The organism is Pseudomonas fluorescens (assembly GCF_902497995.1).
Lineage (GTDB): Bacteria > Pseudomonadota > Gammaproteobacteria > Pseudomonadales > Pseudomonadaceae > Aquipseudomonas > Aquipseudomonas fluorescens_BK.
In genome coordinates, this window is record NZ_CABVII010000025.1 from 27,568 (window position 1) to 54,299 (window position 26,732).

The 26,732-nt window shown below is 61.2% G+C and carries 20 protein-coding genes; 7 read left to right on the forward strand and 13 right to left on the reverse strand.

Features of this window, described 5'->3' with window-relative positions; translation table 11 throughout:
* The first annotated feature begins 14 nt into the window (after positions 1-14).
* Positions 15-392 carry a response regulator gene (locus F8N80_RS24795; RefSeq protein WP_054046198.1) on the forward strand — a complete coding sequence of 126 codons (378 nt, stop codon included), beginning with the start codon at positions 15-17 and terminating at the stop codon, positions 390-392.
* A gap of 247 nt (positions 393-639) precedes the next feature.
* Here F8N80_RS24795 and F8N80_RS24800 read toward each other — a convergent pair whose 3' ends face one another.
* The 3 genes from F8N80_RS24800 to F8N80_RS24815 all read right to left on the reverse strand — a co-directional run bounded on the left by F8N80_RS24800 (position 640) and on the right by F8N80_RS24815 (position 5,224).
* Positions 640-2,310, reverse strand: coding sequence for a response regulator (locus F8N80_RS24800; protein WP_150784896.1), 1,671 nt, complete (start codon positions 2,308-2,310; stop codon positions 640-642).
* Positions 2,307-3,809: an ATPase domain-containing protein gene (locus tag F8N80_RS24805; protein WP_150784897.1), complete on the reverse strand. Its 1,503-nt coding sequence runs from the start codon at positions 3,807-3,809 to the stop codon at positions 2,307-2,309. Before F8N80_RS24805 ends, F8N80_RS24800 begins: the two co-directional genes overlap by 4 nt.
* 359 nt (positions 3,810-4,168) lie before the next feature.
* Complete coding sequence (locus F8N80_RS24815) at positions 4,169-5,224, reverse strand: tetratricopeptide repeat protein (protein ID WP_150745535.1); 1,056 nt, start codon at positions 5,222-5,224, stop codon at positions 4,169-4,171.
* Positions 5,225-5,384: 160 nt separating this feature from the next.
* Between F8N80_RS24815 and F8N80_RS24820 the strand changes: the two genes are divergently transcribed.
* Genes F8N80_RS24820 through F8N80_RS24830 form a run of 3 tightly spaced genes read left to right on the forward strand, consistent with a single transcriptional unit; the run spans position 5,385 to position 8,680 of the window.
* On the forward strand, positions 5,385-7,520 hold the full coding sequence (locus F8N80_RS24820; protein WP_150784898.1) for an FUSC family protein: 2,136 nt from the start codon (positions 5,385-5,387) through the stop codon (positions 7,518-7,520).
* Positions 7,510-7,710 carry a DUF1656 domain-containing protein gene (locus F8N80_RS24825; protein WP_150745533.1) on the forward strand — a complete coding sequence of 67 codons (201 nt, stop codon included), beginning with the start codon at positions 7,510-7,512 and terminating at the stop codon, positions 7,708-7,710. Before F8N80_RS24820 ends, F8N80_RS24825 begins: the two co-directional genes overlap by 11 nt.
* 4 nt (positions 7,711-7,714) lie before the next feature.
* Positions 7,715-8,680 (forward strand): HlyD family efflux transporter periplasmic adaptor subunit, encoded by a 966-nt coding sequence (locus F8N80_RS24830; RefSeq protein WP_150745532.1) that lies wholly within the window; start codon positions 7,715-7,717, stop codon positions 8,678-8,680.
* 206 nt (positions 8,681-8,886) lie between these two features.
* On the opposite strand, the gene F8N80_RS24835 is transcribed toward F8N80_RS24830, so the two are convergent.
* The 7 genes from F8N80_RS24835 to F8N80_RS24865 form a co-directional block, all read right to left on the reverse strand.
* Positions 8,887-10,308 (reverse strand): efflux transporter outer membrane subunit, encoded by a 1,422-nt coding sequence (locus F8N80_RS24835; RefSeq protein WP_150745531.1) that lies wholly within the window; start codon positions 10,306-10,308, stop codon positions 8,887-8,889.
* Positions 10,305-13,487, reverse strand: a complete 3,183-nt coding sequence (locus F8N80_RS24840; protein WP_150784899.1) for an efflux RND transporter permease subunit — start codon at positions 13,485-13,487, stop codon at positions 10,305-10,307. The genes F8N80_RS24835 and F8N80_RS24840 overlap by 4 nt, the downstream gene beginning before the upstream one ends.
* Before the next feature lie 12 nt (positions 13,488-13,499).
* Positions 13,500-14,753: a multidrug efflux RND transporter periplasmic adaptor subunit MexE gene (mexE, locus tag F8N80_RS24845; RefSeq protein WP_150784900.1), complete on the reverse strand. Its 1,254-nt coding sequence runs from the start codon at positions 14,751-14,753 to the stop codon at positions 13,500-13,502.
* Between the two features lie 305 nt (positions 14,754-15,058).
* Complete coding sequence (locus F8N80_RS24850; protein WP_150745528.1) at positions 15,059-16,759, reverse strand: FAD-dependent oxidoreductase; 1,701 nt, start codon at positions 16,757-16,759, stop codon at positions 15,059-15,061.
* A 132-nt stretch (positions 16,760-16,891) separates the two neighbouring features.
* Positions 16,892-17,212, reverse strand: a complete 321-nt coding sequence (locus tag F8N80_RS24855) for an NIPSNAP family protein (RefSeq protein ID WP_150745527.1) — start codon at positions 17,210-17,212, stop codon at positions 16,892-16,894.
* Positions 17,181-18,959: an FAD-dependent oxidoreductase gene (locus F8N80_RS24860; protein ID WP_150784901.1), complete on the reverse strand. Its 1,779-nt coding sequence runs from the start codon at positions 18,957-18,959 to the stop codon at positions 17,181-17,183. Before F8N80_RS24860 ends, F8N80_RS24855 begins: the two co-directional genes overlap by 32 nt.
* Before the next feature lie 33 nt (positions 18,960-18,992).
* Entirely contained in the window at positions 18,993-19,811 is an 819-nt protein-coding gene (locus tag F8N80_RS24865) for a shikimate dehydrogenase family protein (protein WP_150745525.1), read from the reverse strand.
* A 147-nt stretch (positions 19,812-19,958) separates the two neighbouring features.
* Here F8N80_RS24865 and F8N80_RS24870 point away from each other — a divergent pair, with 147 nt between their 5' ends.
* The 3 genes from F8N80_RS24870 (at position 19,959) to F8N80_RS24880 (ending at position 22,412) form a co-directional block, all read left to right on the forward strand.
* Positions 19,959-20,732 (forward strand): IclR family transcriptional regulator domain-containing protein, encoded by a 774-nt coding sequence (locus F8N80_RS24870; protein WP_150784902.1) that lies wholly within the window; start codon positions 19,959-19,961, stop codon positions 20,730-20,732.
* Between the two features lie 110 nt (positions 20,733-20,842).
* A complete protein-coding gene (locus F8N80_RS24875; RefSeq protein ID WP_150745523.1) occupies positions 20,843-21,160 on the forward strand; it encodes a helix-turn-helix domain-containing protein in 318 nt (105 codons plus the stop codon).
* On the forward strand, positions 21,153-22,412 hold the full coding sequence (locus tag F8N80_RS24880; RefSeq protein ID WP_150745522.1) for a type II toxin-antitoxin system HipA family toxin: 1,260 nt from the start codon (positions 21,153-21,155) through the stop codon (positions 22,410-22,412). The genes F8N80_RS24875 and F8N80_RS24880 overlap by 8 nt, the downstream gene beginning before the upstream one ends.
* A gap of 28 nt (positions 22,413-22,440) precedes the next feature.
* Here the strand turns inward: F8N80_RS24880 and phaC are convergent, their stop codons facing one another.
* The 3 genes from phaC to F8N80_RS24895 form a co-directional block, all read right to left on the reverse strand.
* Positions 22,441-24,117 carry a class II poly(R)-hydroxyalkanoic acid synthase gene (gene phaC, locus F8N80_RS24885; RefSeq protein WP_191632977.1) on the reverse strand — a complete coding sequence of 559 codons (1,677 nt, stop codon included), beginning with the start codon at positions 24,115-24,117 and terminating at the stop codon, positions 22,441-22,443.
* Positions 24,118-24,752: 635 nt separating this feature from the next.
* Positions 24,753-25,529 (reverse strand): SDR family NAD(P)-dependent oxidoreductase, encoded by a 777-nt coding sequence (locus F8N80_RS24890; protein WP_150784903.1) that lies wholly within the window; start codon positions 25,527-25,529, stop codon positions 24,753-24,755.
* Positions 25,529-26,713 (reverse strand): acetyl-CoA C-acyltransferase, encoded by a 1,185-nt coding sequence (locus tag F8N80_RS24895; protein WP_150784904.1) that lies wholly within the window; start codon positions 26,711-26,713, stop codon positions 25,529-25,531. Before F8N80_RS24895 ends, F8N80_RS24890 begins: the two co-directional genes overlap by 1 nt.
* Between the last annotated feature and the right edge of the window lie 19 nt (positions 26,714-26,732).

Consider the following 26,732-nt stretch of genomic DNA (forward strand, 5'->3'; position numbering starts at 1 on the left):
AACAAAGGCTACCCATGAGTGAAGATGCACAAGACGTCGTACTGATCGTCGAAGATGACCCCTCGATATTGATGGTGCTATCGGCCTATCTGTCGGGTGAGGGCTACCGGGTATTGCAGGCCGAAAACGGCGAGCAGGCCTTCGAAATCCTGGCCAGCAAGCCGCATCTGGACATGATGATCACGGACTTTCGCCTGCCGGGCGGGATCTCCGGCGTGCAGATCGCCGAACCCGCCGTGAAATTGCGGCCGGAGCTCAAGGTGATTTTCATCAGCGGTTATCCGCAGGAAATCCGCGAGACCGACAGCCCGATCACGCGTAAGGCGCCGATCCTGGGCAAGCCGTTCGACCTGGATGTGTTGCAGGAGTTGATGCAGCAGATGCTCTCGTAAAGCGCTTTTGCAGGAGCGAAGCTTGCTCGCGAAGACGTCACGTTTGACACACCGCGTTATCGTTCTTCGCCTGTAGGAGCGAGGCTTGCCCGCGAACCAGGCGCTGCGGTGTATCTGTAATACTGCGTTATCGTTCTTCGCCGGCAAGCCTGGCTCCTACAGCGAACCAGACGCCGCGGTCTATCTGTGACACCGCGTTATCGTTCTTCGCCGGCAAGCCTGGCTCCTACAGCGAACGAGGGGGGCTTCAGATCTGGATCATCTCCCGCACCTTCGCCGTCAACAGGTCAAAGGTGAACGGCTTGGTGATCATCTGCATGCCCGGATCAAGGAAACCGCCGCGCACCGCGGCGTGTTCGGCGTAGCCGGTAATGAACAACACCTTGAGTTCAGGCCGATATTGCCGGCCGATTTCTGCCAGCTGCCGGCCATTCATGCCGGGTAAGCCGACATCGCTGATCATCAGGTCGATACGTTGCGCCGAATCCAGAATCGGGACCGCACTGTCGGCATTACCGGCCTCGACGAAGGCATAACCCAGGTCGCTCAACACGGTACTGACCAACACTCGCACCGCCGGGTCGTCTTCGACGATCAACACCGTTTCGCCGTGTTGCGCGAACGGAGCGTGCTGGACGTCTACCGGAACGTCCCGGGGCAGATCACCACCGAACCGCGGCAGGAACAGGCTCACCGTGGTGCCATTGCCCACTTCGCTCTGAATGGCGACGTGGCCGCGCGATTGTTTGCTGAAACCATAAATCATCGACAACCCGAGGCCTGTGCCCTGGCCGATCGGCTTGGTGGTAAAGAAGGGGTCGAAGGCCCGGTTGATGGTGCTTTGCGGCATGCCACACCCGGTGTCGGTGACGCTCAGCATCACATAGTCGCCCGGGTCGAGGTTGCTGTGGGCCTGGGTGAAGCCGGGGTCCAGATGCCGGTTGCGGGTCTTCACGACCAGTCGGCCGCCATCGGGCATGGCATCGCGCGCATTGATCACCAGGTTGAGCAAGGCGCTTTCCAGTTGATTGGGGTCGGCCTCGGCCACCCACAACTGCTCGCTCAGCTGCATGTCCAGATGAATGCTTTCGTTGATACTGCGTTGCAGCAACTCGCCCATGGAAACCACCAGGGTGTTCATCTCCACGGGTTTTGAATCCAGCGACTGGCGCCGGGAGAAGGCCAGCAGGCGGTGGGTCAGGCCTGCCGCGCGGTTGGCCGAGGTCACCCCCAGATCGATCAGGCTGTCCAGGTCTTCGGTACGGCCACGGGCCAGGCGCCGGCGCAACAACTCCAGGCTGCCGATGATGCCGGTCAGCATGTTGTTGAAGTCATGGGCGATGCCGCCGGTGAGTTGGCCGACCGCTTCCATTTTCTGTGACTGGCGCAGGGCTTCTTCGTTGTTTCGCAGCTGGGCGGTGCGTTCCTCGACCTGCTGTTCGAGGGTTTCGAGGGTGTTCTGCAACCGCAGCTCGCTTTGACTCAGATCGATCAGCCGGTCCCTGGCTTCATACTGTCGTCGTCGTCCGCGCAACGCGGTGGTGACCAGGCTGATCAGGGTCACGGGATGAAAAGGGCGCTCGAGAAAGGTGACATTGCCCAGTTGCGGGCCGAACCGCGACGCGGGGTTCTGTTCCGGGCCGCCATGATGGGTCAGCAGGACAATCGGCAAGTCCGACCAGGCCGGCTGTTGCTCGATCAGGCCGAACAACGGTTCAAGATCACTGCCCAGCAACGCCTCGGAAGCGATCAGCAGCAAGCCTGCGCCTTGCGTCAACTCGCTGCAAAGGTCCACCAGATCGCGAGTGATGATGCCGTCGTAACCCGCTTCATTGAGCATCATCAGTGCAATCTGGCTGTCACGTCCCAGCGGCGCGAGAATGATCGCGCGCTCGGACATTGCTTCCAGGGCCGTCACGGGCTCTCTTCCCCGAGCAACGGATTGCTCGCGCCCATATAAGTGGGCACACCGCGCAGTACGCCCTGGAACGCGTCCAGCGGTTCGCCGATGGTCATGCCCTCGCCGCTGATGCGGTATTCACGAATGGTCGACTCATGGCTGCCGGTGCGTTTCTTGATGATCGAAATCGCCCGGCGAACCTTGCCCAGTGCTTCGAAATAACGCAACAGGATGACCGTATCGGCCAGATAGGTAATGTCCACGGGGGCCTGCATGTCACCGACCAGGCCGTGCTGGGCGACGGTCATGAAGGTCGCGGCACCCCGGCGATTGAGGTACAGCAGCAACTCGTGCATGTGCAGCACCAGGGCGTTTTCTTCAGGCATTGCCGCCTGATAGCCATTGATGCTGTCGATCACCACGGTCTTGATATCACGCTGGTCGACGCAACGCCGGACCCGGTGGGAAAACTCCCCGGGGGACAGTTCGGCTGCATCCACTTGTTCGATCAGCAGGTTGCCGGTGTCTTGCAGGGCTTGCAAATCGATGCCCATGTTGTTCATGCGTTCGAACAGCAGCCCCAGTTCTTCATCAAAAATGAACAACGCGGCTTTCTCGCCCCGGGTCACGGCCGCCGCGGCGAAGATCATCGAGATCAGCGATTTGCCGGTGCCGGCCGGGCCGAGGATCAAGGTGCTGGACCCGGTCTCGATGCCGCCGCCGAGCAGGGCATCCATTTCCTTGATACCGCTGGTCAACTGCTGACGGGTGTACACGCCGCGATGTTCGGCGGCGACCAGGCGTGGGAACACATGGACGCCATCACCCATGATGGTGAAGTCGTGGAAGCCGCCACGGTACTTCTGGCCGCGATACTTCACCACGCGGATCCGCCGGCGCTCGGCGCCATAGTTGGGGGTCAGTTCTTCCAGGCGAATCACCCCATGGGCGACACTGTGCACGGTCTTGTCGAGGGATTCGGTGGTCAGGTCGTCGAGCAACACCACCGTGGCGTCATAGCGCACGAAGTAGTGCTTGATCGCGAGGATCTGGCGCCGGTAACGCAGGGAGCTTTGGGCCAGCAGGCGGATCTCGGAAAGGCTGTCGAGCACGACGCGAGTCGGCTTGACCCGCTCGACCACTTCGAAAATCTGCTTGGTGGCTTCGCCCAGTTCCAGGTCCGAAGAGTACAGCAGACTCTGTTGATGCTCGGCATTGAGCAGGCTTTCCGGGGGCGTCAGCTCGAAGATGTGGATGTTCTCATCCAGTTCCCAGCCATGGGACAGGGCGCCTTGGCGCAGCTCGCGCTCGGTTTCCGACAAGGTGATGTACAACGAGCGCTCGCCAGCTCGAGCGCCGGCCAACAGAAAGTGCAAGGCGACGGTGGTTTTACCCGTGCCGGGTTCACCTTCCAGCAAAAACACATGGCCGCGGGACAATCCACCGGCCAGGATGTCATCCAGACCTTCGATGCCGGTGGCGGCTTTAGCACTGAACAACTCGTTAGATGTAGACAAAAAATGCCCTCTCAAGATCAGGGGAAACGAGGCAGCAGGTCTGCAAGTGCCTGAATGGACTGCCTGATCACTTGACCTTTGGCCGCGAAGAGCGTTCAACACTTTTTGCTGGGGTTGGTTTGATTGTGTACATATCCGGTTCTGCGGTCACGGCTGACGACCGGCCGGCCTGGTCGGTCACAGGATTTGCGTACACCCCGATTCCTTGTGGGAGCGGGCTTGCTCGCGAAGAGGGCATGTCAGTCGACATCAATGCCGGATGCCAGTCCGCCTTCGCGAGCAAGCCCGCTCCCACATGGGATCTTTGTCGGTCACAGGATTTGCGTACGCCTGGTGACGCGTCGCGTTCGGACGATCTTTTAAAGCCCCTGCTGCAACGCCGGATCATCGGGATTGAGCTGTTCCAGTTGCGCCAACAGAATCTGCACGTTCTGCAGTTGTCCGCTTTCCTTCCAGTAATTGATCAACAGCACCCGGGCCCGGCGGTCGGCCGGATGGCGCTGGACGATTTCCTGCAGCTGTTTCTGCGCCGCTTCCAGCTCCAGTTCGCCGTGCAGCGTGGTCGCCAGGTCGTAGCGGTAATCCTTGTTGTCCGGTTCCAGTTCCACCGCCTTGGAAAGGCCGAGCAGGGCGAATTCACTTTGACCGTGATGCAGCAGCCAGAGCCCCAGGGCATGTTGCAGGTAGGCCGAATCGGGTTGGGCCTTCAACTGTTTGGCCAATAGCAGCCGAGCGGCTTCGCTTTGGCCCTGTTTGTCCAGCACTTCAATTTGCATCACCAGCGCGGGCAGGTTGCCGGGCGCAAGACGCAAGACGTTCTCCAGTGCCTGTTGCGCTTCTTTCAACTCGGCATTGTGCAGATGCAGCCGCGCCAATTGGTAGTGGTTGTCGGCGCTTTCGGGCTGACTGTTCAGGTCTTGTTCCCAGGCGTCGATGGCCTGCTCCAGCGGCCCGAAATACAAACCGAGATCGTCGGGCGAAAGCCCCAGCAAGGCGTTCACGGCGCCATAGCGCACGCGCTGATCGCCGTCATCGAGCAGCGGGCCCAGCAGCAGGCTGCGCTGGCCGTTGGGCACCAGGGCGCTGATGCTGTTGATCGCCGCAACGCGCACGTCTGGCGATTCATGCTGCAAGTCCGCAGTCGCCAGTTTCAGCGCTACGGAGCTGGGGTAGTTGGGCAGTTCGGCATGTAGCCAGAGGCGTCGTTTCGGTGAAAGGTCCGGGCGTGCCAGTTGCTGGTAGAGCACCCGCGCCGCACCCGGTTGACCCGCCCGGGCCTGGTTGAGTGCTGCGCTGTAACCGCGCTTGATCGCTGCCGGCACCTCGGGGGTGGTGCTGCGCAGGAAAAACCAGGCAAGGCCGATGGCAAACAGGGCGCAGAGGCCGATGATCAGGTAGCGGCGGGACTGGGGCATGCAGGAATCCGGGAGCTGGCAAGCTGTTGTAGAGCCGCCAGCTTCGGTCAGGCGGGGCCGTGAGTCAAACCCTGACGCCATTCAATGCATCGTGACTGAAACCTGTCGAGGCAACCCATCAATGACTACGCTTGCTGGAGTTGACCCAACGGGCATTCCCATGCAACCGCTGCTTTTATACTTCAAGGCGATGCTCAACCCCGGGCGCGGGGTGCTGTTGTTCGCCTTGAGGACGATCGTCGCCGGGCTGTTGACCCTGTATCTGGCCTTCCTGTTCGACCTTGACCAGCCCAAGTGGTCAATCATGGCGGTGGTCATCGTCAGCCAGCCATTGGGCGGCATGGCCCTGGCCCGCAGTTTCGGCCAGGTCATCGGCACCACACTCGGGGCGGTCGTGGCGGTGTTGATCATGGGGATTTTCCCCCAGGCGCCACTGCCTTTCATCCTCACCCTGGCCCTGTGGCTGGCGCTGTGTACCGCCGGTGGCACCTTGTTGCGCTACACCAGTTCCCAAGCGTTTGTGTTGAGTGGCTACACGGCGGTGGTCGTGGCACTGCTGGCGGTACCTGATCAGGACGGCACGTTCCTGTTGGCCGTAACTCGCGTGACCGAGACCCTGTTGGCGGTGGCCTGCGTGTGCGTCGTCAGCCTGCTCACCGCCCGGCCGGAAACCGTGGCCCGGGACTACTTTGCCAGGATCGATCAAGTGATCAAGCTGCTCGCGACCCACGCGGCAGCTGTCATTCGAACCGAAGAAAGCGAAGCCGACTTCCGCCGGCGACAGATGCAACTGTTAGGCGAAATCAGTGCCCTGGAGGGGGTACGTCGGCATTTGTACTTCGATGCGCCACGTTTGCGCAGCGCCAATAGTCTGGTGCAGTTGCTTGGCAATCAGTGGGTGCTGCTGGCTTCACGGCTGACGGCGTTGCGTCACCAGCGGGAACTGCTGACCGCGCGCTGGGAAGGTCCGCTGCCCTTGGACTCACAGCGATTACTCAGCGAAGAACTGGACTTGCTCGATGAGGTGGCCCGGCAGGGGCGCTCGTTGTCGACTGAAGCCAGGCACCGTTTCGCGGCCCTGCAACAACGCTTCGAGGAACTCGCCTACAGGTCAGAACAGTTGACCGAGACGATGCCAGCCACGTTGCGCTCCCTGGCGTGGTCGCTGCGTTGGGAACAGGCACGGATGTTAGAGCAGCTCAGTCAGATTCTGGACCTGAGCGACGCGATCCAGGAAGGGCGTGAAGCCAGTTGCGTGTTCCGCGGCCAGGACAATCCGCTGCACCTGGACTTCACGTTGGCGGCGATGAACGCGATCCGGGCATTTACCGCATTGCTGGTGGCCGGACTGATCTGGATCGAGACCGCTTGGGACGGGGCGCGGGGCGGGATGATTGTAGTGGGAGTTCTTTGTTCGCTGATGGCGACTTTTCCGCGACCGCTGCTGGCTGCCCAGAGTTTTGCCAGGGGGTTGGGCCTGGCATTGGTGGTGTCGGCGTTCTATCTGTTCATGCTGATACCGATGATCAGTGACTTCGAGTTACTCGCCTTGTTGTTCGTCCCATTGCTTTATGCCGTCGCGGTGGGGCTGGCCAGTCCGGCAACCACGGGTATGGGCATTGGTCTTGGACTGACGACGATTCTGTTGCTGGGCCCGCAAAACACGGAATTCGGCCAAAACACGGCCATTGCGTGGTTCGAGTTTGCCGGTGCCTATATCTGTGCAGCTGCGCTGGCACTCAGTGTCTACGCCTTGATCTTCCCGTTCAGACCCGATTTGCGGATGCGCCGGCTGTTCAATGAGAACCGCGAGCAGGTCTACGCTTTGCTGAAGACGCCGGCCACCGATGAGCAGCAATTTGCGTTTGAAAGTCGCATGGTCGATCGCCTGACCATGATGTTGGGACTGTTGCCGGCGACCCGTGACCAACAGTCCGGCGAGTTGTTCGAAGTGAGCCTCGGGTGCATGGCATTGGGTGTTGCGTTGAACCAGCTCAGGCAACAGGGGAAAAGCAACGCCTTGCTCAGTACCGATCAACAAAACCGTTTGCTGGCTGCAGTCCGTGAAACAGGAAGATGGGTCGCCGGGCGCCCCGGGATTGATCTTGAGCAGTTGCTGGAAAACTTGCGTGTCCTGGGCGATGAAATGGACAACTTGCATTTAGATGTGCATGAGCACCTGTGGTCGGTATTCAGGATGCGCGTGGCGCTGCTGATCGTGGTGTCGTTTGTGCAGCGACACCGCGGCCACTTTCAACCTGCAGACGTGGAAGGAGTACCCGCCCTTGCCCATTGATCTGGAAGTAGGTGGCGTCTACTTGCCACCGATCGCCCAGGCTTTGCTGCTGGCCGTGCCGATTTTCCTGCTGCTGGACTGGACCTTGCGCCGCCTGGGCGTGCTGCGTTTCGTCTGGCATGAAGCCTTGTTCGAAGGCGCGTTGTACGCCTGCGTGTGCGCGACGCTGATTCTGCTGATGGGAGCCTGATGCATTGAACAAGATCCTTGCCCGGCTGGTGACGGCGGCGGTGGTATTGCTGGCCTTTGTGCTCGGCTGGTTCGCCTGGGAGCATTACACCCGCGCGCCCTGGACCCGGGATGCGCGAGTACGCGCCGATGTGGTGACGTTATCCGCAGACGTCTCGGGTCGTATTGTCAGCCTCGCTGTCCACGACAATCAACATGTGGAGAAAGGTCAGTTGCTGCTGGAGATCGACCCGGCGCGCTATGTCCTGGCGGTGGAGCACGCCAGGCGCTCGGTGGAAGTGGCAAAAGCGGCGCTGGGTCAATCCGAAGCGACGATTGTCGCCAGCGGCGCACTGCTCAGGCAGCGGCAGAGCGAAGAGCGCCGACGTCGCACCCTCAAGGATCGCGCCGCGATCTCTGGCGAGGAGTGGGAGAAATCCAGCACGGACGTGGCCGTGGCGCAGGCGGAGTTGCTGCGCAACCAGGCCATCCTGGGACTGGCCCAGGCCAACGTGCAACTGGCCATCGCGGCATTGACCCAGGCTGAACTGGACCTGCAGCGCACCCGGGTCGAAGCGCCTGTCACCGGGTACGTCACCAACCTGCTGACCCGTCAGGGCGACTATGCAGCCGCCGGCGGGGCGCTGTTGGCGCTGGTGGACAGCGACTCGTTTTATGTCAGCGGCTACTTTGAAGAAACCAAGTTGCCGCGAATCGAGGAGGGCGACCGGGTCCGGATCGAATTGATGAGCGGGGAAACCTTCGGCGGCACGGTGAAAAGCATTGCCTTCGCCATCGCCGACCGGGAAAACCTGCCCGGCGGCCGCCTGCTGGCCAACATCAATCCCAGCTACACCTGGGTCAAACTGGCGCAGCGGGTGCCGGTGCGGATACAGATCGATGCCGACTACGCGGGAAAAAACCGCCTTCGCGCTGGGACCACGGCCACCGTCACCGTCGAGGAAAACCACAACGCTGAAAATCAACGCTAACCCTGTGGGAGCGGGCTTGCTCGCGAAAGCGGTGTGTCAGGCGACATCAATATTGACTGTGCCACCGTCTTCGCGAGCAAGCCCGCTCCCACAGGGGAATGCCGTGGATTCAACAGGCATGCAGACAAAAAAAGCCCCGCGACCGAATGGGGCGCGGGGCAAAAAATATGATTGGTTGCGGCCAACCCAAGGAGCTCGTTGAAACGTTACTTGCTGGCGACCGTCTCTGGTTGCCAGCCACCGCCCAGTGCCTTGTAGATCGCGACAATGCCGCGATACAGATCGACTTCCGCCTGGGCCTGGGTATCTTCCGCGGCCAGGCGCTCACGCTGGGCATCGAGCAGGATGAGGAAGTCCGCCGTGCCTTCGCGGTAGCGGATTTGTGCCAGGTCGGCCGCAGCGCGGCTCGATTCACTCTGGCGAATCAGCGAAATCAGGCGTTGCTGGCGCTTGCCGTAGTCGCTGAAAGCGTTTTCCGACTCTTCCAGGGCCAGCAACACTTGCTGTTCGTAGGTCGCCAGGGCGCCTTCGGCTTCGGCGTCGGCGCCGCGCAAGCGGGCGCGCACGCTGCCCAGATCGAACGCAGCCCAGGTGATGCTCGGGCCAAGCGCCCAGGCGTTGGCCGCCGAGGAACCGATCTGCGAACCGCGCCCGGCAGTGAAGCCGAGGAAGCCGCTGAGGCTGACCCGCGGGAACAAGTCAGCCTTGGCCACACCGATACGGGCGGTGGCCGAAGCCAGTTTGCGCTCGGCGCTGAGAATGTCCGGACGGCGTTGCAGTAATTCACCCGGATCGCCGATTGGCAGGGCCTTGGCAATCGCCGGCAGGTCCTTGGGACTGAGGTCGACGGTCAATTTGTCCGGGCGCTCACCCAGCAGGGTGGCGATGCGGTTTTTCTGCCGGACCTGTTCCGCCTGCAGTTGCGGCACGCTGGCTTCGACAGACGCCAGGCGTGCATCGGCGCGTTCCACATCGAGCTGATCGCCGACGCCGGCATCACGCAGGCTGATGGTGATCTTGCGCGATTCCTGCTGGTTGTTCAGGTTGGCCAGGGCGATCTTTTCCCGCAGTTGCGCACCGCGCAGTTGACCGTAGGCATCCACCAATTCGGCAATCATGCTGACTTGCAGTTGGTACAGGTCGGCTTCGGCGGCCTGCTGCTGCGCGTCGCTGGATTCCAGGTTGCGCTGGATTCGGCCAAACAAGTCCAGTTCCCAGGCCATGTCCAGACCCAGGTCATAGCGCTCGCTATTGACCCGTTGGGTGGTCTGGCCAGGAATCTGCCCCTTGCCCAGCTGACTGCTGGCGCGACTGGTGATGGTCGGCATGGCATCATTGCTGACGTCATCGCGAATCGCCCGGGCCGCTTTCCAGCGCGCGAAGGCCACACGCAGATCACGGTTGCCTTGCAGCGATTGAGTCACCAACCGGTTGAGGGTCGGGTCTTCGAACTGCTGCCACCAGATGCCTTCGAAACGTGCACGGTCGAAGTTCTTCTGACCGGCGGCGCCATCGGTGGCCGTAGTGATGTTGGCCGGTTCCGTGGCTGGGGTCTTGTAGTCCGGGCCAACGGCACAGGCACTCAGGGCCAGTACCAGAAGGCTCGGCAGGAAGGCTTTCAGGCTCATTGTTGTGCCTCCAGTTTCAGGGCCTTGGCCGCTTTGCGCGCTTCACCGCGCTCGACAAAGTTGCGAATCAATACGTAGAACACCGGCGTCAGCAACAGACCGAAAAAGGTCACCCCGAGCATCCCGGAGAACACTGCCACACCCATGGCGTGACGCATTTCGGCACCGGCACCGCTGGAGAACACCAGTGGCACCACACCCATGATGAACGCGAAGGACGTCATCAGGATCGGCCGCAGACGCAGACGGCACGCTTCGAGCACCGCAGCCAGCGGGCTAAGGCCTTCGTCCTGCTGTTTATCCTTGGCAAACTCGACGATCAGAATCGCGTTCTTGCACGCAAGCCCCACCAGTACGATCAAGCCGATCTGGGTGAAGATGTTGTTGTCGCCTCCCGAAGCAATCACCCCGGTGATGGCCGACAGCAGGGTCATCGGCACGATCAGGATCACCGCCAGTGGCAGGCTCCAGCTTTCGTACTGGGCCGCGAGCACCAGGAACGCCAGCAGCACGCAGAGCGGGAACACAAACAGCGCGGTGTTGCCGGACAGAATCTGCTGGTAGGTCAGGTCGGTCCATTCGTAGGTCATGCCGTTGGGCAGTTCTTCCTTGAGCAGTTTCTCGATGGCTTTTTCGGCCTGGCCGGAGCTGTAGCCGGGGGCTGCCGCACCGTTGATTTCAGCGGTGATGAAGCCGTTGTAGTGCATGACGCGGTCCGGCCCCGAGGTGTCGCTGACCTTGATGAAGGTCGCCAGCGGGATCATCTCGCCTTTGTTGTTGCGCACTTTCAGCTGACCGATCTGGTCCGACTCGAGACGGAACTGTTGCTCGGCCTGAACGTTGACCTGATAGGTACGACCGAAGCGGTTGAAGTCGTTGGCATACAGCGAACCCAGGTAGATCTGCAGGGTGTCGAAGATGTCGCTGACGGCCACGCCATGGGTCTTGGCTTTTTCCCGGTCGATGGCGGCATCGACCTGCGGCACGTTCACGGTGTAGCTGGTGAACAGTGCAGCCAGTTCCGGCACGTTATGGCTTTTGTTAATGATGTTCATGGTTTCTTTGTACAGCTCGTCATAGCCCAGGTTGCCCCGGTCTTCGATCTGCAGGCGGAAACCACCGATGGTGCCCAGGCCCTGTACCGGCGGCGGTGGGAAGATCGCCATGTAGGCTTCCTGAATCCCGGCGAACTGGCCGTTCAACGCGCCGGCAATCGCCCCGGCCGACATGCTCGGGTCTTTACGCTCGTCGAACGGTTTCAGAGTCACGAACACGATGCCGGAGTTCGGGCTGTTGGTGAAGCCGTTGATCGACAGGCCGGGGAAGGCCACCGCGCTGTCCACGCCCGGCTGTTTCAGGGCCAGGTCGGACATGCGCTTGATCACGTCTTCGGTACGGTCCAGGCTCGAGGCATCCGGCAGTTGCGCGAAGGCCACCAGGTATTGCTTGTCCTGGCCGGGGACGAAACCGGTCGGGGTACTGGAGAAACCGAAGAAGGTCAGCACCATCAGGCCGGCGTACACCAGCAGGGCGATGCCGCTGCTGCGGATGACCCGGCCTACCGTACCGACGTAGCTATGGCTGGCCTTGTCGAAGAAGCGGTTGAACGGACGGAACAGCCAGCCACCGAAGATTTTGTCGAGGACCTTGGAGAAGCGGTCTTTCGGCGCGTCGTGGCTCTTGAGCAATACCGCAGCCAGTGCCGGCGACAGGGTCAGCGAGTTGAAGGCCGAGATCACCGTCGAAATCGCAATGGTCAGGGCGAACTGCTTGTAGAACTGCCCGGTCAACCCGGAGATGAAGGCGGCCGGGATAAACACCGCGCACAGCACCAGCGCCGTGGCGATGATCGGGCCGGTCACTTCGCGCATTGCCCGTTTAGTCGCTTCGACCGGGGTCAGTCCCAGTCCGATGTTCCGTTCGACGTTCTCCACCACCACGATGGCATCGTCGACCACGATACCGATGGCCAGCACCAGGCCGAACAGCGACAAGGCGTTCAGCGAGAAGCCGAACAAATGCATCACCGCAAAGGTACCGATCAACGACACCGGCACCGCCACCAACGGAATGATCGAGGCGCGCCAGGTTTGCAGGAACAGGATCACTACCAGAACCACAAGAATCAGTGCTTCGAACAGAGTGTGAACCACCGCTTCGATCGAACCGCGCACGAAGATCGTCGGGTCATAGACGATGCTGAAGTCCATCCCTTGCGGGAAGCTCTTCTTCAGCTCCGCCATCTTGTCACGCACTTCGTTGGAAATTTCGATCGCGTTGGAGCCAGGGCGCTGGAAGATCGGGATCGCCACCGCCGGCTGGTTGTTCAACAAGGAGCGCAGGGCGTATTGGCTGGAGCCCAGTTCTACGCGGGCGATGTCCTTGAGACGAGTGATTTCACCGTTGTCGCCTGCGCGAATGATGATGTTCTCGAACTCTTCTTCGGAAACCAGACGACCTTGCGTGTTGACCGACAGCTGGAACGCCGTGGCATTTGGCGCAGGTGGCGCGCCCAGGGCACCGGCCGCCACTTGACGGTTCTGCTCGCGAATCGCGGTCACCACATCGGTAGCGGTCAGGTTACGCGAAGCGGTCTTGTTCGGATCGAGCCACACCCGCAGCGAGTAATCGCCCATGCCGAACAGCTGCACATCACCGACACCGCCCAGGCGCGCCAGCTCGTCCTTGATGTTGAGCAGGGCGTAGTTGGACAGGTAGAGCATGTCGTAGCGTTTGTCCGGCGAGGTCAAGTGCACCACCATGGTCAGGTCGGGCGATGCCTTGTCGACGGTGATACCGATGCGCGTCACTTCCTCGGGAAGTTTCGGTTCGGTGCGGGTCACACGGTTCTGCACCTGCACCTGCGCGTTGTCCAGGTCAGTGCCCAGGGCGAAGGTGATGGTCAGGGTGATCTTGCCGTCAGCGGTGGACTGCGAGGACATGTACAGCATGTTCTCGACGCCGGTGATGGCTTGCTCCAATGGAGCGGCCACGGTTTCACCGATGACTTTAGGGTTGGCACCCGGGAAGTTGGCGCGGACCACAACGGTCGGTGGCACCACTTCCGGGTATTCGCTGATCGGCAACTGGAACAGCGAGATGGCACCGGCGATCAGGATCAGCAGCGACAGCACCGCTGCGAAGATCGGCCGTGAAATGAAGAATTGGGAAAAATTCATCGTAGAGATCCCTTAACCGCGTGGTGTCGCAGCAGCCACTTTCACAACCGCACCCGACGCAACCCTGGCAGGTGCGACTTGGGGCAGGTTGCTGGCTTCCAGCGCTTGTCGTTGTTGAGCCAGAGCGGCGAGGGTTTCCTGGGTGGCCATCGGGATCACTTCAGGCGTGACCGGCGAACCAGGACGTACACGTTGCAGGCCCTTGACGATGACGGTGTCATCCTTGTTCAGGCCGTTGCGCACGATGCGCAGGCCTTCGATCTTCGGACCCAGCTCGACCGAGCGATACACCGTCTTGTTGTCGGCATCCATCACCAGCACGAACTTCTTGCCCAGGTCGGTGCCGACTGCTTCGTCGTTGATCAGCACGGCGGAGTAGGTGCCGCTGCCGACCAGTTTCAAACGTGCGTAGAGGCCCGGGGTGTAGGTGCCGTCGGTGTTATCGAACACCGCGCGGCCGCGGATGGTGCCGGTCTTCGGGTTGACCTGGTTGTCGACGAAGTTCATCACACCCTGGTGCGGATTGCCGTCTTCGTTGGACAGGCCGAGGTACACCGGGGTGGTGGCGCCACGTTTACCCTCGCGGGCGAGGGCGGTGTACTTGAGGAACACGCGCTCATCGGCGTCGAAGTAGGCGTAAACCTTGTCAGTGGAAACGACGCTGGTCAGCGCGGTGGTATCGGCAGTCACCAGGTTACCGGCGGTGATTTGCGCACGGCTGATGCGACCGCTGATCGGTGCGGTGACGCGGGTGAAGCTCAGGTTCAATTTCGCCAGATCAAGCTGCGCCTGGAGGGCGCCGACCGCGGCACGGGCTTCCTGGGCAGCGCTGGTGCGCGAATCGGCCAACTCGGCGGAGATCGCGTTGCTGGTGCGCAGGCGTTCACCGCGCTGGGCTTCATTTTCGCTACGGGTGGCGTTGGCGCGGGATTGGGCAACCAGGGCTTCGAGTCGGCGGACCTCAGCCTGGAACGGACGCGGGTCGATCTGGAACAGCAGGTCGCCTTTCTTGACCAACGCGCCTTCAGTGAAAGCCACTTCATCGATCTGGCCGGAGACGCGAGGCCGGATCTCCACGGTTTCCGGCGCTTCGAGGCGCCCGGTGAATTCGTCCCACTCGTTGACCGGTTGTTCCAGCACCTTGGCCACACTGACCTTGGCCGCGGGCAGCGTGGCGGCGGTGTCCGGAGCCTTGCCGCAAGCGCTCATCACCAGTACGGCCAACAGGGCCAACGGGAAGCGCAAATATTTGAGTGATTGTTCCATGGATGCATCCGCCAATGTATTGAGAATGGACGGATGATGCTCGGCGAGGGGGTATCTCACGAATCGAATGAAGCAAAGGTAACTATCATTCGCAATGATATAAGCGGGAAGTGAGCCCTCTAGCCTGCGGCTTTCGTTAGGTGGCTATCAATTTCGATAATGACGATTCAGTGTTGCGTAGCATGCCAAGGACGGGTTTGAGACCCAGTCGCGGCCTTCGCGGGCAAGCCTCGCTCCTACAGGGATTTAATCCACACCACAAATCCCTGTAGGAGCGAGGCTTGCTCGCGAAGAGGCCATCAGCCTCAAAGGAAATTATGCGCCAGTACCCTTCCTGCAATGTAACCGAACGTCATGCCCGGCCCGAGGGTGATACCTCCGCTGGGGTAATAGCCGTTCATGATGCTGTTCATGTCATTGCCCACCGCGAATAACCCTGGAATCGGCGCGTCATGTTCGTTCAATACTCGCGCACAGGCATCCGTGTTCAATCCGGCGAAGGTACCCAGGCTGCCGGGAACCAGCTTTACTGCATAGAAGGGGCCTTTACCCAGGCTGCCAAGGGACGGGTTAGGGCCATGGAGGACTTCCCCTTGAGCTTTGTTGTACAACGACTCACCCCGCTGGAAGAGCGGATCGCAGCCTTTTTCGGCGTGCTGATTGAAGGTGCTGACCGTGGCTTCGAGTTGCTGCGCATCAATCGCGCATTGGCGCGCCAGCCCGGTCAGGGTCGCGTCCTTGAACAGATAGCCACTGCGAACATATGACGCCGTCGGGAACGGAAAGGGTTTCGACCAGCCCAGGCCATAGCGCCGCTGGGCGCGGTGGTCGCAGATCAGCCAGGACACTGGGGTTTCTCCCGGGCCGGTGGCATCGAACAGTGCGCACATATAGTCGTGGTAAGAGTCGGCCTCGTTGACGAAGCGTCGGCCATCCTGGCGCACTGCGATAAAACCCGGCTTCGCCCGTTCCATCAAATGTGGAAAGCCGCTGAAACCACCGTCCCCTCGCGGCACACGAGAGACCGGTGCCCAAGCGGCGGCATGCAGCATGTCGGGCGCGATGCGTGCCCCGACACTTTCGCCCAGGCTCAGGCCATCGCCCGTATTGCTTTTGGGCGCTGCGCTCAAGTGCTCGGTGCCATTAGGTGCATGGGCGAACTGGCGGGCAATGCGCTGCTGGTCATGGGGGAAGCCACCGCAGGCCAACACGACGCCACGCCGTGCGTGGATTTCAAACAACCTTCCGGCCCGCTCAAGACGAGCCCCGACCACGCGTTCGCCGTCGCGCAGCAGCACTCGGACCGGCGTATCGGTCAGCAGCCGGACCTTGCGATCCACCGCGCTTTTCAGCAACCGGGCTACCAGTGCATTGCCGTTTACCAAGTGCATGCCCCGGCCATGGCAGAGCAGGTCACGAGCATGGCGCAACAGGCGCTTGCCGGCGTACAGCATTGATTTCGCGGACTGGCTGGCATTGAGGAAATGATTGAGCTCGGCACCGCCCGCTATGCCCATTCCACCAAGGCTGATGATGTCCAGCGGACGTCGAAGTTTTTTGATCCAGGGACCCAGTCGACGACCATCGAACGGTTGGGCGCAGACCGAGCGCCCCCCTTTGGCGAAGCCTTCGCTGGCGTGAAAATCAGGCATCTTGCTGCCGGAAAAAAACTGGACTTCGGTATGGTGCTGAAAGAACTCGACCATGTTCGGACCCTGTTCGAGGAACATCTCTACACGAGGGTCGAGCACGTCGCTGTGCAGTTCATTGCGCAGGTAGATCCGCGCCAGTTCGGGTTCTTCAACTATCCCGTCGTCGACGGCCAGTGGGTTGCGGGGAATCCACAGCCAGCCGCCCGACCAGGCGCTGGTACCACCGAACGTCGGCTCTTTTTCCACCACGATGACGTCGAGGCCAAGCTCGGCGGCGGTGACGGCAGCGGCCAGACCCGAGGCGCCGGAACCGATGACTAGGACATCACACTGCATGTGCTCACTGTTGTGCATAAGGATCGCCATTGAGAGTGAGGTTGGGCGAGGCCGGCGGTGGGTGTGAGGCTACCTTCGAGGAGTACCGCGATGCCGGCGATCTGGGCGGCTGGCCGCTCCCGGGTGGAAGCGGCTCAACGATGCGACGGGTTATTTCAACGGTGAAAAGTCGGTCGGGCGCAACAGTCGCGATTCCAGGGTGACCACGGCGTCCAGTTCCTTGTTCTGGCGTGCGAAGTCCTGCCAGCGCGGGTCGGCCGCCATGGCATTGCGACGGGCCATCCGGTCGTCGAGGCTGGTGTAGCCCCAGATGTGCACCACCTGGTTGACCTCGCCGATTTCGGTGGTGAAGAAGCCCACGAGGTTGCCCAGGTGCTCTTGTTGCACGGCCAGTGCGGCGCTTTTGTACAGGGCCAGCCAGTCGCCGAGCCGGGTCGGTTTAATCGTGTAGGTGCGCAGTTCGTAGTACATGCTGTTCTCCAGTGAGGGATGGTTGTGCGGTGCTGTGGTCGAGCCGCTCGGCGATATCGCGCGCGGCGAGGTAACCGAAGGTGATGCCGGGGCCGAGGGTGATGCCGGGACCTGGATAGGTGCCGTCCATGATTGAGTTCATTTCGTTGCCGGCGGCGTAGAGCCCGTGGATCGGCTCACCGCTCATGTTCAGCACGTTGGCCTGTCCATTGGTGACCAGGCCGCGGGCCGAACCGAGGTCGCCGGTAAACAGGCGGATGGCATAAAAGGGCGCCTTGCGCAGAGGCTTGAGGCACGGGTTGGGTTGGTGCAGTGGGTCACCCATGTAGCGGTTGTAGGCCGTGCCGCCCTTGTTGAACGGGTGGTCGACACCTTGTTCGGCATCAGTGTTGTACTGCACCAGGGTCTGCTCGAGTGTCGCGGCATCAATGCCGGCGATCTGGGCCAGTTCGGCGAGACTGTCAGCGCGCAGCAGATAACCGGCTTCGATCAGCGCGCTGTTGTTGACCGGTCGTGGACGGGCCAGCCCCATGCCATAGTTGTTCAAGGCTTCGCTGTCACAGATCAGCCAGCAGGGGGCATTGGCGCCGTCGTTGGCGAACATGCCTTCGACGAAACAGTGGTAGGAGTCGGACTCATTGACGAAACGCCTGCCGGCGCGGTTGACCGCAATCACGCCGGGTTTGGCACGGTCGGTCACCAGATGCGGAAAACGCTCCTGGCTGCCGTCGGCCTTGTGCAGCACCGAGACCGGTGCCCAGAAAAAATTCGCTGCCAGGTTATTGCCGATTGCCGCGTTGACCGAGGCCGCCAGTCGTTGCCCGTCACCGACGTTGGCCGGTGGTGACATCGTCCAGTGTTGCGCGTCGCCGTGCGGACGCTGTTCGGCTGCCTGCGGGCTGGCGGCGAATCCACCCATGGCCAGCACCACACCGCCACGGGCCAATACCCTGCGGTTTTGATTGCGCCAGGTGATCTGCACACCCTTGACCATTCCCTGCTCGACGATCAGCGCCTCGGGCGTGGCCTCAAGCCACAGATCGACGCCATTGGCCAATGCCGTGGTGGCCAGGCGCGCGATCAAGGCATTGCCCACGGTCAGGCGAGTTCCACGCGGATGGCTGAGGCGATCGACGGCATAGCGGCCCATCAGTTTCAGGCAGTGCCAGAGGGATTTGGGCGAACGCTTGAAACTGAGGAAGTGCTGGATATCCAGGCGATTGACCATCATGCCGCCGAACAGCAGCATGCCATCCGGTGGGCGCTTCAGGTCTTTGAAATGCTCACCGAGCCGGCGCCCGTCGTACTCGTCGATTTCCAGCGCCCGACCGGTCAGCGTGCCGCCGGGCAGGTCCGGGTAATAATCGGGCGACAGCGGCCGCAAGCTGTATTTAAGCTCGCTGTGCGCCTCCAGATAGTGCAGGGCTTCACGCCCGTGTTCGATGAAAGCGTCGATCAATTCAGGGTTGTAGCCGGCCCCGATGACTTCTTTCAGATAAAGCCGCATCTGCTCGGCGGGCAAGTGATGCCCGGCCGCCCGCGCCTGGTCAGTGTCGTGCAGCCAGACGGCACCGCCGGAGATCGCCGACGTGCCGCCGAAGACCTCGGTCTTTTCCACCAGCAAGACCTTGAGTCCGCGGCAACTGGCGGTCACCGCAGCGGCGAAACCGGCGGCACCGCTGCCCAGGACAATCACGTCATAGGTCAGGTCGGGACTCGCAGAGGGCCGCGTAGTCGTCATGTTCATTGTCTATCGCCTGTTGAGGACGGGGCCGCAGAATCAGATCTGCAGCGGCGTCACGCCCATGAAGTGGCCGAGGTTGCCCAGTTGCGCCAGCGCCATCTCCGGGCCGGTCTGGATCGGGCACCCCAGGCGTTGGGCAAAGGCGAGGAAGGACGTCACCGCTGGGGAAGTCACGACATCGGCCACCAGGGTCCTGGTCTGCAACGTTTGCATCAGGGCGAGCGGTAACGGCATCGCCTTGTCATCAGGGGCGGCACCCATGCCGACCGGCGAGGCGTTGACCACCAGGTCGAAAGGCTCGAGCGAGGCCGGATTGGCGCTGATCACAACCTTGGGGAAGGCACCGCGCAACAATTCGCCAAGCATTTCAACGCGCTGTTGACTGAGATCGCTGATGGCCAGGTGACTGACCCCCGCCTGGCACAGCGACCAGGCAATCGCGCTGCCGACACCGCCGGTGCCGATCACCATGGCCTGTTTGTCTTGTGCGTTGAAATCGTGCTTGCGTGCGGCACTGAGAAAGCCTTCGCCATCGACGATATCGCCCACCAATCGACCATCGGCCTCGCGGCGGATCACATTCACCGAGCGCAGCGCCGCCGAGCGTTCACTGATGCTGTCCAGGCGACTGGCCAGTAGTTGTTTGTACGGAACGGTCACCACGCACCCGCGCAGGTTTTGCCAGCCGCGCAGCGTCTGTATGAAATTCTGCAGGGCGCTCGGCGCAAGGTCGATCGCGAGCATGGCAACGTTCTGCTGGTGGTCGGCGAACCAGCGATTGAAGTTTTCCGGCGATTTCACCTGAGCAATGGGTGAGCCGACGATGGCGACCAGTTCAGTCGAACCCTGAATCATATGGAACTCCCGCTTATTGGCTGTGTTGTGCAGCCGATACTGCAAGCGGGGGCAGGTTGCGAACAATCAGTTACAGGGCCAAAAACGTTGATAATCGCAGCCTGAGTGCGATAATCGCATTCAATATGCAATTCAGAAGGCGAATTGATGAAGCAGCCGACCATTCACGCTCGGGATTTGATCGTCGGCCTGCAAAAGGGCCTGGCGTTGTTGCAGCTGTTTTCCCAAGAGCATCCGCGTCTGAGTGTGCCCGAGGCTGCCCGACTGGCCGACATGACCCAGAGTGCTGCGCGGCGCTTTTTGCTGACGCTGGTGCATGACGACTTTGCGCAAACCGATGGCCGTTATTATTGGCTGACCGCCAAGGCATTGCGTATCGGCCAGGCTTATGTCGATTCGGCGGTGTTGCCGCGCATGCTGCGGCCCATCGTCGAACAGGTGGCGCGAACGACCCAGGAGCACGTATCGGTGGGCGTTCGCGACGGTGATGACATCGTGCATATCGTGCGCAGCCGCTACAGCCATATCACCTCAATGTCGATCCGCCCTGGATCAAGGGTACCGATGTATTGCACGGGCAGTGGCCGGCTCTGGCTGGCGAGCCTGTCAACCGAGGCGCTCGACATGTATTTCGCCCGCAATCCGCCACAAGCCATTACTCCTTATACGGTGACCGATGAGGCGAAAATTCGCGCAGAAATCGCCTTGGCGGGCGAGCGCGGTTATGTCCTGGTGGATCAGGAATATGAAGTGGGCATGCGGGTACTGAGCGTGCCGCTGATAGATCGGGCAGGGCAGTTGCAAGCGACGTTGACACTCACCACCCATACCTCGCGCATGACCGTCGAGGAGATGCGCGAGCGGTATTTGTCCACGTTGTATGAGGGGCAGGCGCTGTTGCGGCCGATAATGACGCTTTGAATTTCTGTGGCGGGTGACCGGGGGTGAAAGGCGTGGCGAGTCTTGAACTGAATGTTGGTTAATTCTATAGTTATGGGTATTAAGTTGTGTTTTACGACGGAAAGCACGCTATGTTGGATTTAAGCTTCAGTAAGCCGAGTGAGATCGTCAAGCGACTCTGTGAGCGCCTGCGCACGGAGCGGCTGGCTCTGCAGATGACGCAAGCCGATGTGGCCGGTCGCGCCGGTATCGGGACCAATACCGTGTCCAACCTCGAAGCCGGGCGCAATGTCGGGTTCGAGAATGTGGTCCGCGTGGCCATGGTCCTTGGACGAACCAAGGAGCTTGAAGGGCTGTTCTTGCCAAAGCTGGACAGCCTTGAAGACATTCGCCGATACGAAAGCAGTGCCAATCGTCATCGTGCCAGGAGGAAGTCCGACGATGCTTAAGCAAGTTGACGTCTACTACGATGGTTGGGGTGAGCGTTGGCTGTGGGGCACGCTTGTGTCTACGACCGCCATCACCGGTCGCCCACAGATTGTGTTTGAGTTCAGCAATGAAGCGAAGCGTAGAGGTCTGGAGCTGTCGTCCTACACACTTCCATTGGAGGGGCTCCAGTTACGTCGAGGCTTTGCGTCCCACCAGTTAGGCCTGCCAGGGCCTGTCTATGACTCATTGCCGGACGGTTGGGGCATGCTGCTGATGGACCGGTTGTTCAGGCGCCGCGGCCTCAATACCGCGCGCATAGGACCTTTGGAACGGCTGGCCTATATTGGCAACAATGCCATGGGCGCAATGTCGTTCGAACCCTTGGCGCCCGAGGGGCAGGAGCCGCGAGCGCATATCCCTCTTGAGCTTCTTGCGGCTGAGGTTCAGGAAGTTCTCAAGGGTGAAGGTGGGGAGTTTTTGCAGACGTTGATGCTCGTAGGGGGCTCGCCTCAAGGTGCCAGACCCAAGGCGTTGGTCTATCGCGATCCTCAAACTGGAGCCTTTACCACCGCCGCCAAGCCGGGCTTTGAAGCCTGGCTGATCAAGTTCCCGGCAAAAGAAGAACATCCCGAGGTGTGTGCTATCGAAATGGTCTATGCCGAGTGCTTGCGCATGTGCGGCATCCAGACCCCGGACACGCAGCACTTCAGTCTGCCCAACGGGCTGGCAGCCTTCGCGAGTAAACGCTTTGATCGTATAGACGGTCAACGCGTGCCCATGCAAAGCCTTGCAGCCTTTACCGGGGCCGACTACAAGTCGCCGGGGTCTTTGGACTATGTCAACTTCTTGCGTGCGACACACATGTGCACCAACGACGTGCGAGAGAAAGCCATCGCCTTCGAGCGTGCCGTCTTCAATGTCGCGTTCAACAACCGAGACGATCACCCCAAAAACTTCGCCTTCGTCATGTCGCCGTCCGGTGCCTGGCAGCTGGCGCCGGCCTACGACGTGACTTTCTGCGAGGGGCCGGGCGGTTATCACCAGATGGACGTGATGGGCGAGGCCTTGGAGATTGACCGAGATGCAATGCTCAGACTTGCAGGCGAAGCAGAGGTCTTGGTGGAGACTGCTGGCGACATCATTGACAGAGTTTGCCGCGTCGCCAGCCAGTTCGCGGCCATCGCCGGGAACATGTACCCATGCATGATCACCCAAGACACCCTGGAGACCATTCAAGGGCGAATCGACGAGAACATCGAACTGCTGCGCTAACGCCACTGCTCGCCTTCCGACCGCAGATTCAGCGCAAATGCACGTAGGTACCCGGCGCAGCCTCAGCAGCGGCATAAGCCCTGTTGCCCAGTTTACGGGGAGCCTTTTTGCGATCGCCCGAGCGTGCCTGCAGCCAGGCCAGCCAATGGGGCCACCAGGAACCCGCCTGTTCACTGGCCGCTTCCATCCACTCCTGAGCCTCGACTGGCAGCTCGCTGCCGGTCATGAAGCGCGCCTTGGGGTTGCCCGGCGGGTTGAGGATGCTCTGGATATGGCCGCTGTTGGACACCACGAACTCGCCCTGACCGCCAAATAGATGCATGGAGCGGTAGCAGGCGTCCCACGGGGTGATGTGGTCGGTCAGGCCTGCGATGCAGTAGAAGTCACTGGTGACCTGACCGAGGTCTATCGGTGTGCCGCAGACCTCCAAAGCACCGGCGCGGGCGAGCGGATTGGTCTGGTACATGTCAATGAATTCGCCGTGCAGCGTGGCCGGCAGGTTGGTTGTGTCGTTGTTCCAGTAGAGGACATCGAATGCCGGCGGCTCGTTGCCAAGCAGGTAGTTGTTGATCCAGTAATTCCAGATCAAGTCATTGGGGCGCATCCAGGCGAAGACTTTGGCCAGCTCGCGACCCTTCAGCACGCCAGCCTGATAGGAACGGCGCTTGGCCGCCACTAGCGACTTCTCGTCGGCGAACAGCCCGACCTGGGTGTCGGGACGTATGTCCAACATACTGACCCCCAGGGTAAAGGCATTGACCTTTTTCTCGTCCAGGGCAGCGTAGTGGCCCAACAGCGAGGACAGGGTGCAGCCTCCGGAACAGGCTCCGAAGGTGTTCAGGTCGGCGCTGCGGGTTATCGCAAGAACCCCGTCGATCGCTTCCTTCAGGGCTTCTACGTAGCTGGACAACCCCCATTCACGCTGTGCCTTGCCCGGATTGCGCCAACTGACAGCGAAGGTCTGGATACCGCTGTCGAGGAGAAAACGGATCAGGCTCTTCTCCGGCGTCAGATCAAACAGGTAGAACTTGTTGATCTGTGGCGGTACCACCAACAATGGACGCGCCTGCACCTGCTCGGTACGGGGCGTGTACTGGATCAGCTCCAGCCACTCATTGCGAAACACCACCGCACCTTCGGTGATGCCCAGATTGTGGCCCACCTCGAAAGCCGTCTTGTCCACCTGGCTCGGCATGCCGCCGTTTTCGATCAGGTCCCGGGTCAACTGCGAGAAACCATCCAGAATGCTATTGCCGCCGGTTTCAAAGAAGCGTTTGAGCGCTGCCGGGTTGGCCAGGGTGTTGGTCGGCGCCATCGCCTCGGTCAGCAGGCCAATGACGAACTGACCACGATGAGCGTCCTGTTCGCCAAGGTTGCTGGTGCTGATCCAGTCGTTCATCTCCTGACACCAGGCCAGGTAAGTCTTCATGTAGCGACGGTATAGCGGGTTGCGCTGCCAGGTCTGCTCGTCGAAACGTTTGTCTCCCGCCGCTGGCTTGAGCTGCGAGCGGTCGAGCAGGACATTTTTCAGCTCAACGCCGAATGCCGCCATATGCCGAGCGCTATGCACGGGTTGCTTCAACACTTGTCGCAGGACCATGCGGGCGGTGCCGAGCAGATCGCGCCGGCGAGGACCGAGCACCGGATTCAGGCTCAACGTGTGCATTGCAGTTTGCTGGGAGAGGTCTTTATTTTTCTTGTTCATTATGACACCCGGTAAGGCACCCAAGACGGGGCCCGGAAGTTGTAGGGCTACGGGCAAGCGGCCGGGCGAGCCGCAGAAAGGCACGGCTTGCCACGCAGATCTTGAGAAGTTTATAGAAGGGGGGGCGGCCAGCATTTCATTGGGCGACAACGCTTTTTCAATTCATGACAATCCATGACCTTTGATCCCGGATTGTGCATGGCGTTGCTTAAGTGCAGCTTTTGGCCGATTTTGGAAAACCCATTTCCCCTGCAGCCTGGGGTATGGCGATGTGGCAAAGCTTCGACCAAAAGGCGACCATTCACGCAGGGTCACGGTGCTGAAGCTTCAGGGGTGGCACCCGTAATATCCGGCGATCGCCGCCAGGGCGAACCCGAGCTGCGCCCCACGGTTAGCCCATTTCTTCCAGTCGATGCCCGCGAGGGCTTTTCTGAAATTCATCGCGCTTGCTCCTCGCACAGCGCCCGCAGGCGCTCCAGTTTTTCAGCACAGACGAGCATTTTGTCGGGCTTGGCATCGGCTGTCATGTGCACCGGTCGCCGACCTCTGACGCATTGGCCGACCGTGACCCCTGTACAACCGTTGATAACGGCTGGACAGGGGCGTGTGCTGTAGCGCAATGCCCGGTCAACCCATCACAGCGGGTTGACCAGATGCCCGCCATCCACGGTCAACACCGCGCCCGTCATGAAGGCGCCGGCGTTGCTGGCCAGCAGCAGAAATGGCCCTTCCAGTTCCTGCAGCTCACCCAGACGGCGCATGGGTACGCTGTCGCGGATGTAAACCTGGCCCTTGTCGCTGTCAAAGTAGTCGTCGTTCATTTCGGTCTTGAAGTAGCCCGGTGCGATGGCGTTCACGCGAATCTCATAGCGTGCCAGCTCCAGGGCCAGTGACTTGCTCAACTGGACCACGCCGGCCTTGGCTGCGCAGTAGTGGCTATAGCCGGTGCCAACACGCAAGCCCAGTATCGAGGCAATGTTGACGATGCTGCCGGGCTTCCCGGCCTTGACCAGGCGTTGCGCAGCGACCTGGGCAACACGCCAGACCCCATCGAGGTTGGTCGAGAGCATCTGCCGCCAATCTTCCTCGCTGACGTTCAGTACCTGTTGCGCGTTGCCGATGCCGGCGTTGTTGAGCAGCACGTCGACCACGCCGAATGCCGCTTCGGCGGCATCGAAGGCGGCTTCGACGCTGGCCCGATCCGTGACATCGAGTGTCACGGCCAGGGCCTGGCCGCCTTCGCGCTGAATGTCTTCAGCCACGTTGCCCAGACGTTCCAGGCGCCGAGCCGCCAGCACCACTCGGGCGCCAGCCTGCGCCGCCACCCGAGCCAGGTGTGCGCCGATGCCACTGGAGGCACCGGTGACCAGTACGGTTTTTCCAGCCAGGGAAAAGCTGTTGAAAATGTCCATCACAGCACCTCGAACAGGCCGGCCGCACCCATGCCGCCACCGACGCACATCGTGACCACCACATATTTCACACCGCGCCGTTTGCCTTCCAGCAGGGCATGGCCGACCATCCGTGCGCCGCTCATACCGTACGGGTGGCCGATGGCAATCGCACCGCCGTTGACGTTCAGTTTGTCCGGATCGATGCCCAGGGTGTCACGGCAGTACAGGACCTGGCAGGCGAAGGCCTCGTTGAGCTCCCACAGGCCGATATCGTCCACCGTCAGGCCGTGTTGCTTGAGCAGCTTGGGCACCGCCAGCACCGGGCCGATGCCCATTTCTTCCGGGGCCAGGCCGGCCACGGCAATCCCGCGATACAGGCCCAGCGGTGCCAGGTTACGTTGTTCGGCCAGGCGTGCGTCCATCAGCACGCAGGCGCTGGCACCGTCCGACAGTTGGCTGGCATTGCCGGCGGTGATGCAGCCGCCGTCGATCACCGGCTCGAGTTTGCTCAGGTCGCCCAGCACGGTCTGTGGGCGATTGCCTTCATCCTGGTGCAAGGTGACCTGCTCGTAACTGACAGAGCCGGTAGCCTTGTCGACCACTTGTTTGGTGGTGGTGACCGACACAATCTCGTTGCTGAACAACCCGGCCTGTTGGGCCGCGGCGGTGCGCAGTTGCGACTGCAGGGCATAGGCATCCTGGGCTTCGCGGCTGATGCCGTAGCGCTGGGCGACCCATTCGGCGGTCTGCAGCATCGGCATATAGGCATGCACGGCGTTGCGGACGACCTGAGCATCTTGCTCGGCCATGGCCCATTCCATATGGTGATTCTGCACCAGGCTGATGTGTTCCTGACCGGCGCCCAGGGTGACCTGCATGCCGTCGACCATGATTTGCTTGGCGGCGGTGGCGATGGCCATCAGGCCCGAGGCGCACTGACGGTCCAGGGTCTGACCGCTCACGCTGGTGGGCAGGCCGGCCGCCAATGCGGCCATGCGGCCCAGGTTCCAGCCAGCGGTCCCGGCCGGCATGGCGGTGCCCATCACCAGGTCTTCGATTTCGCCGGCTTCGATACCGGCACGCTCGACGGCTGCGCGGATGGCGTAGCTGGCCATGCTCGGTGATTTCAGGTTGTTGAACGCGCCCCGAAAGGCTTTGGCGATCGGCGTGCGGGCGGTGGAAAGGATGACGGCTTCACGCATTTTCAAATGTCCTGTGCAG

Excerpts from the sequence above, each read along its gene's own strand:
- mexE (WP_150784900.1), bottom strand. The coding sequence starts at position 14,753 with ATGGAACAATCACTCAAATATTTGCGCTTCCCGTTGGCCCTGTTGGCC.
- F8N80_RS24850 (WP_150745528.1), bottom strand. The coding sequence starts at position 16,759 with ATGCACAACAGTGAGCACATGCAGTGTGATGTCCTAGTCATCGGTTCC.
- F8N80_RS24855 (WP_150745527.1), bottom strand. The coding sequence starts at position 17,212 with ATGTACTACGAACTGCGCACCTACACGATTAAACCGACCCGGCTCGGC.
- F8N80_RS24865 (WP_150745525.1), bottom strand. The coding sequence starts at position 19,811 with ATGATTCAGGGTTCGACTGAACTGGTCGCCATCGTCGGCTCACCCATT.
- F8N80_RS24840 (WP_150784899.1), bottom strand. The coding sequence starts at position 13,487 with ATGAATTTTTCCCAATTCTTCATTTCACGGCCGATCTTCGCAGCGGTG.
- F8N80_RS24815 (WP_150745535.1), bottom strand. The coding sequence starts at position 5,224 with ATGCCCCAGTCCCGCCGCTACCTGATCATCGGCCTCTGCGCCCTGTTT.
- F8N80_RS24860 (WP_150784901.1), bottom strand. The coding sequence starts at position 18,959 with ATGAACATGACGACTACGCGGCCCTCTGCGAGTCCCGACCTGACCTAT.
- F8N80_RS24890 (WP_150784903.1), bottom strand. The coding sequence starts at position 25,529 with ATGGACATTTTCAACAGCTTTTCCCTGGCTGGAAAAACCGTACTGGTC.
- F8N80_RS24875 (WP_150745523.1), top strand. The coding sequence starts at position 20,843 with ATGTTGGATTTAAGCTTCAGTAAGCCGAGTGAGATCGTCAAGCGACTC.
- F8N80_RS24870 (WP_150784902.1), top strand. The coding sequence starts at position 19,959 with ATGAAGCAGCCGACCATTCACGCTCGGGATTTGATCGTCGGCCTGCAA.
- phaC (WP_191632977.1), bottom strand. The coding sequence starts at position 24,117 with ATGAACAAGAAAAATAAAGACCTCTCCCAGCAAACTGCAATGCACACG.
- F8N80_RS24880 (WP_150745522.1), top strand. The coding sequence starts at position 21,153 with ATGCTTAAGCAAGTTGACGTCTACTACGATGGTTGGGGTGAGCGTTGG.
- F8N80_RS24820 (WP_150784898.1), top strand. The coding sequence starts at position 5,385 with ATGCAACCGCTGCTTTTATACTTCAAGGCGATGCTCAACCCCGGGCGC.
- F8N80_RS24835 (WP_150745531.1), bottom strand. The coding sequence starts at position 10,308 with ATGAGCCTGAAAGCCTTCCTGCCGAGCCTTCTGGTACTGGCCCTGAGT.
- F8N80_RS24795 (WP_054046198.1), top strand. The coding sequence starts at position 15 with ATGAGTGAAGATGCACAAGACGTCGTACTGATCGTCGAAGATGACCCC.
- F8N80_RS24895 (WP_150784904.1), bottom strand. The coding sequence starts at position 26,713 with ATGCGTGAAGCCGTCATCCTTTCCACCGCCCGCACGCCGATCGCCAAA.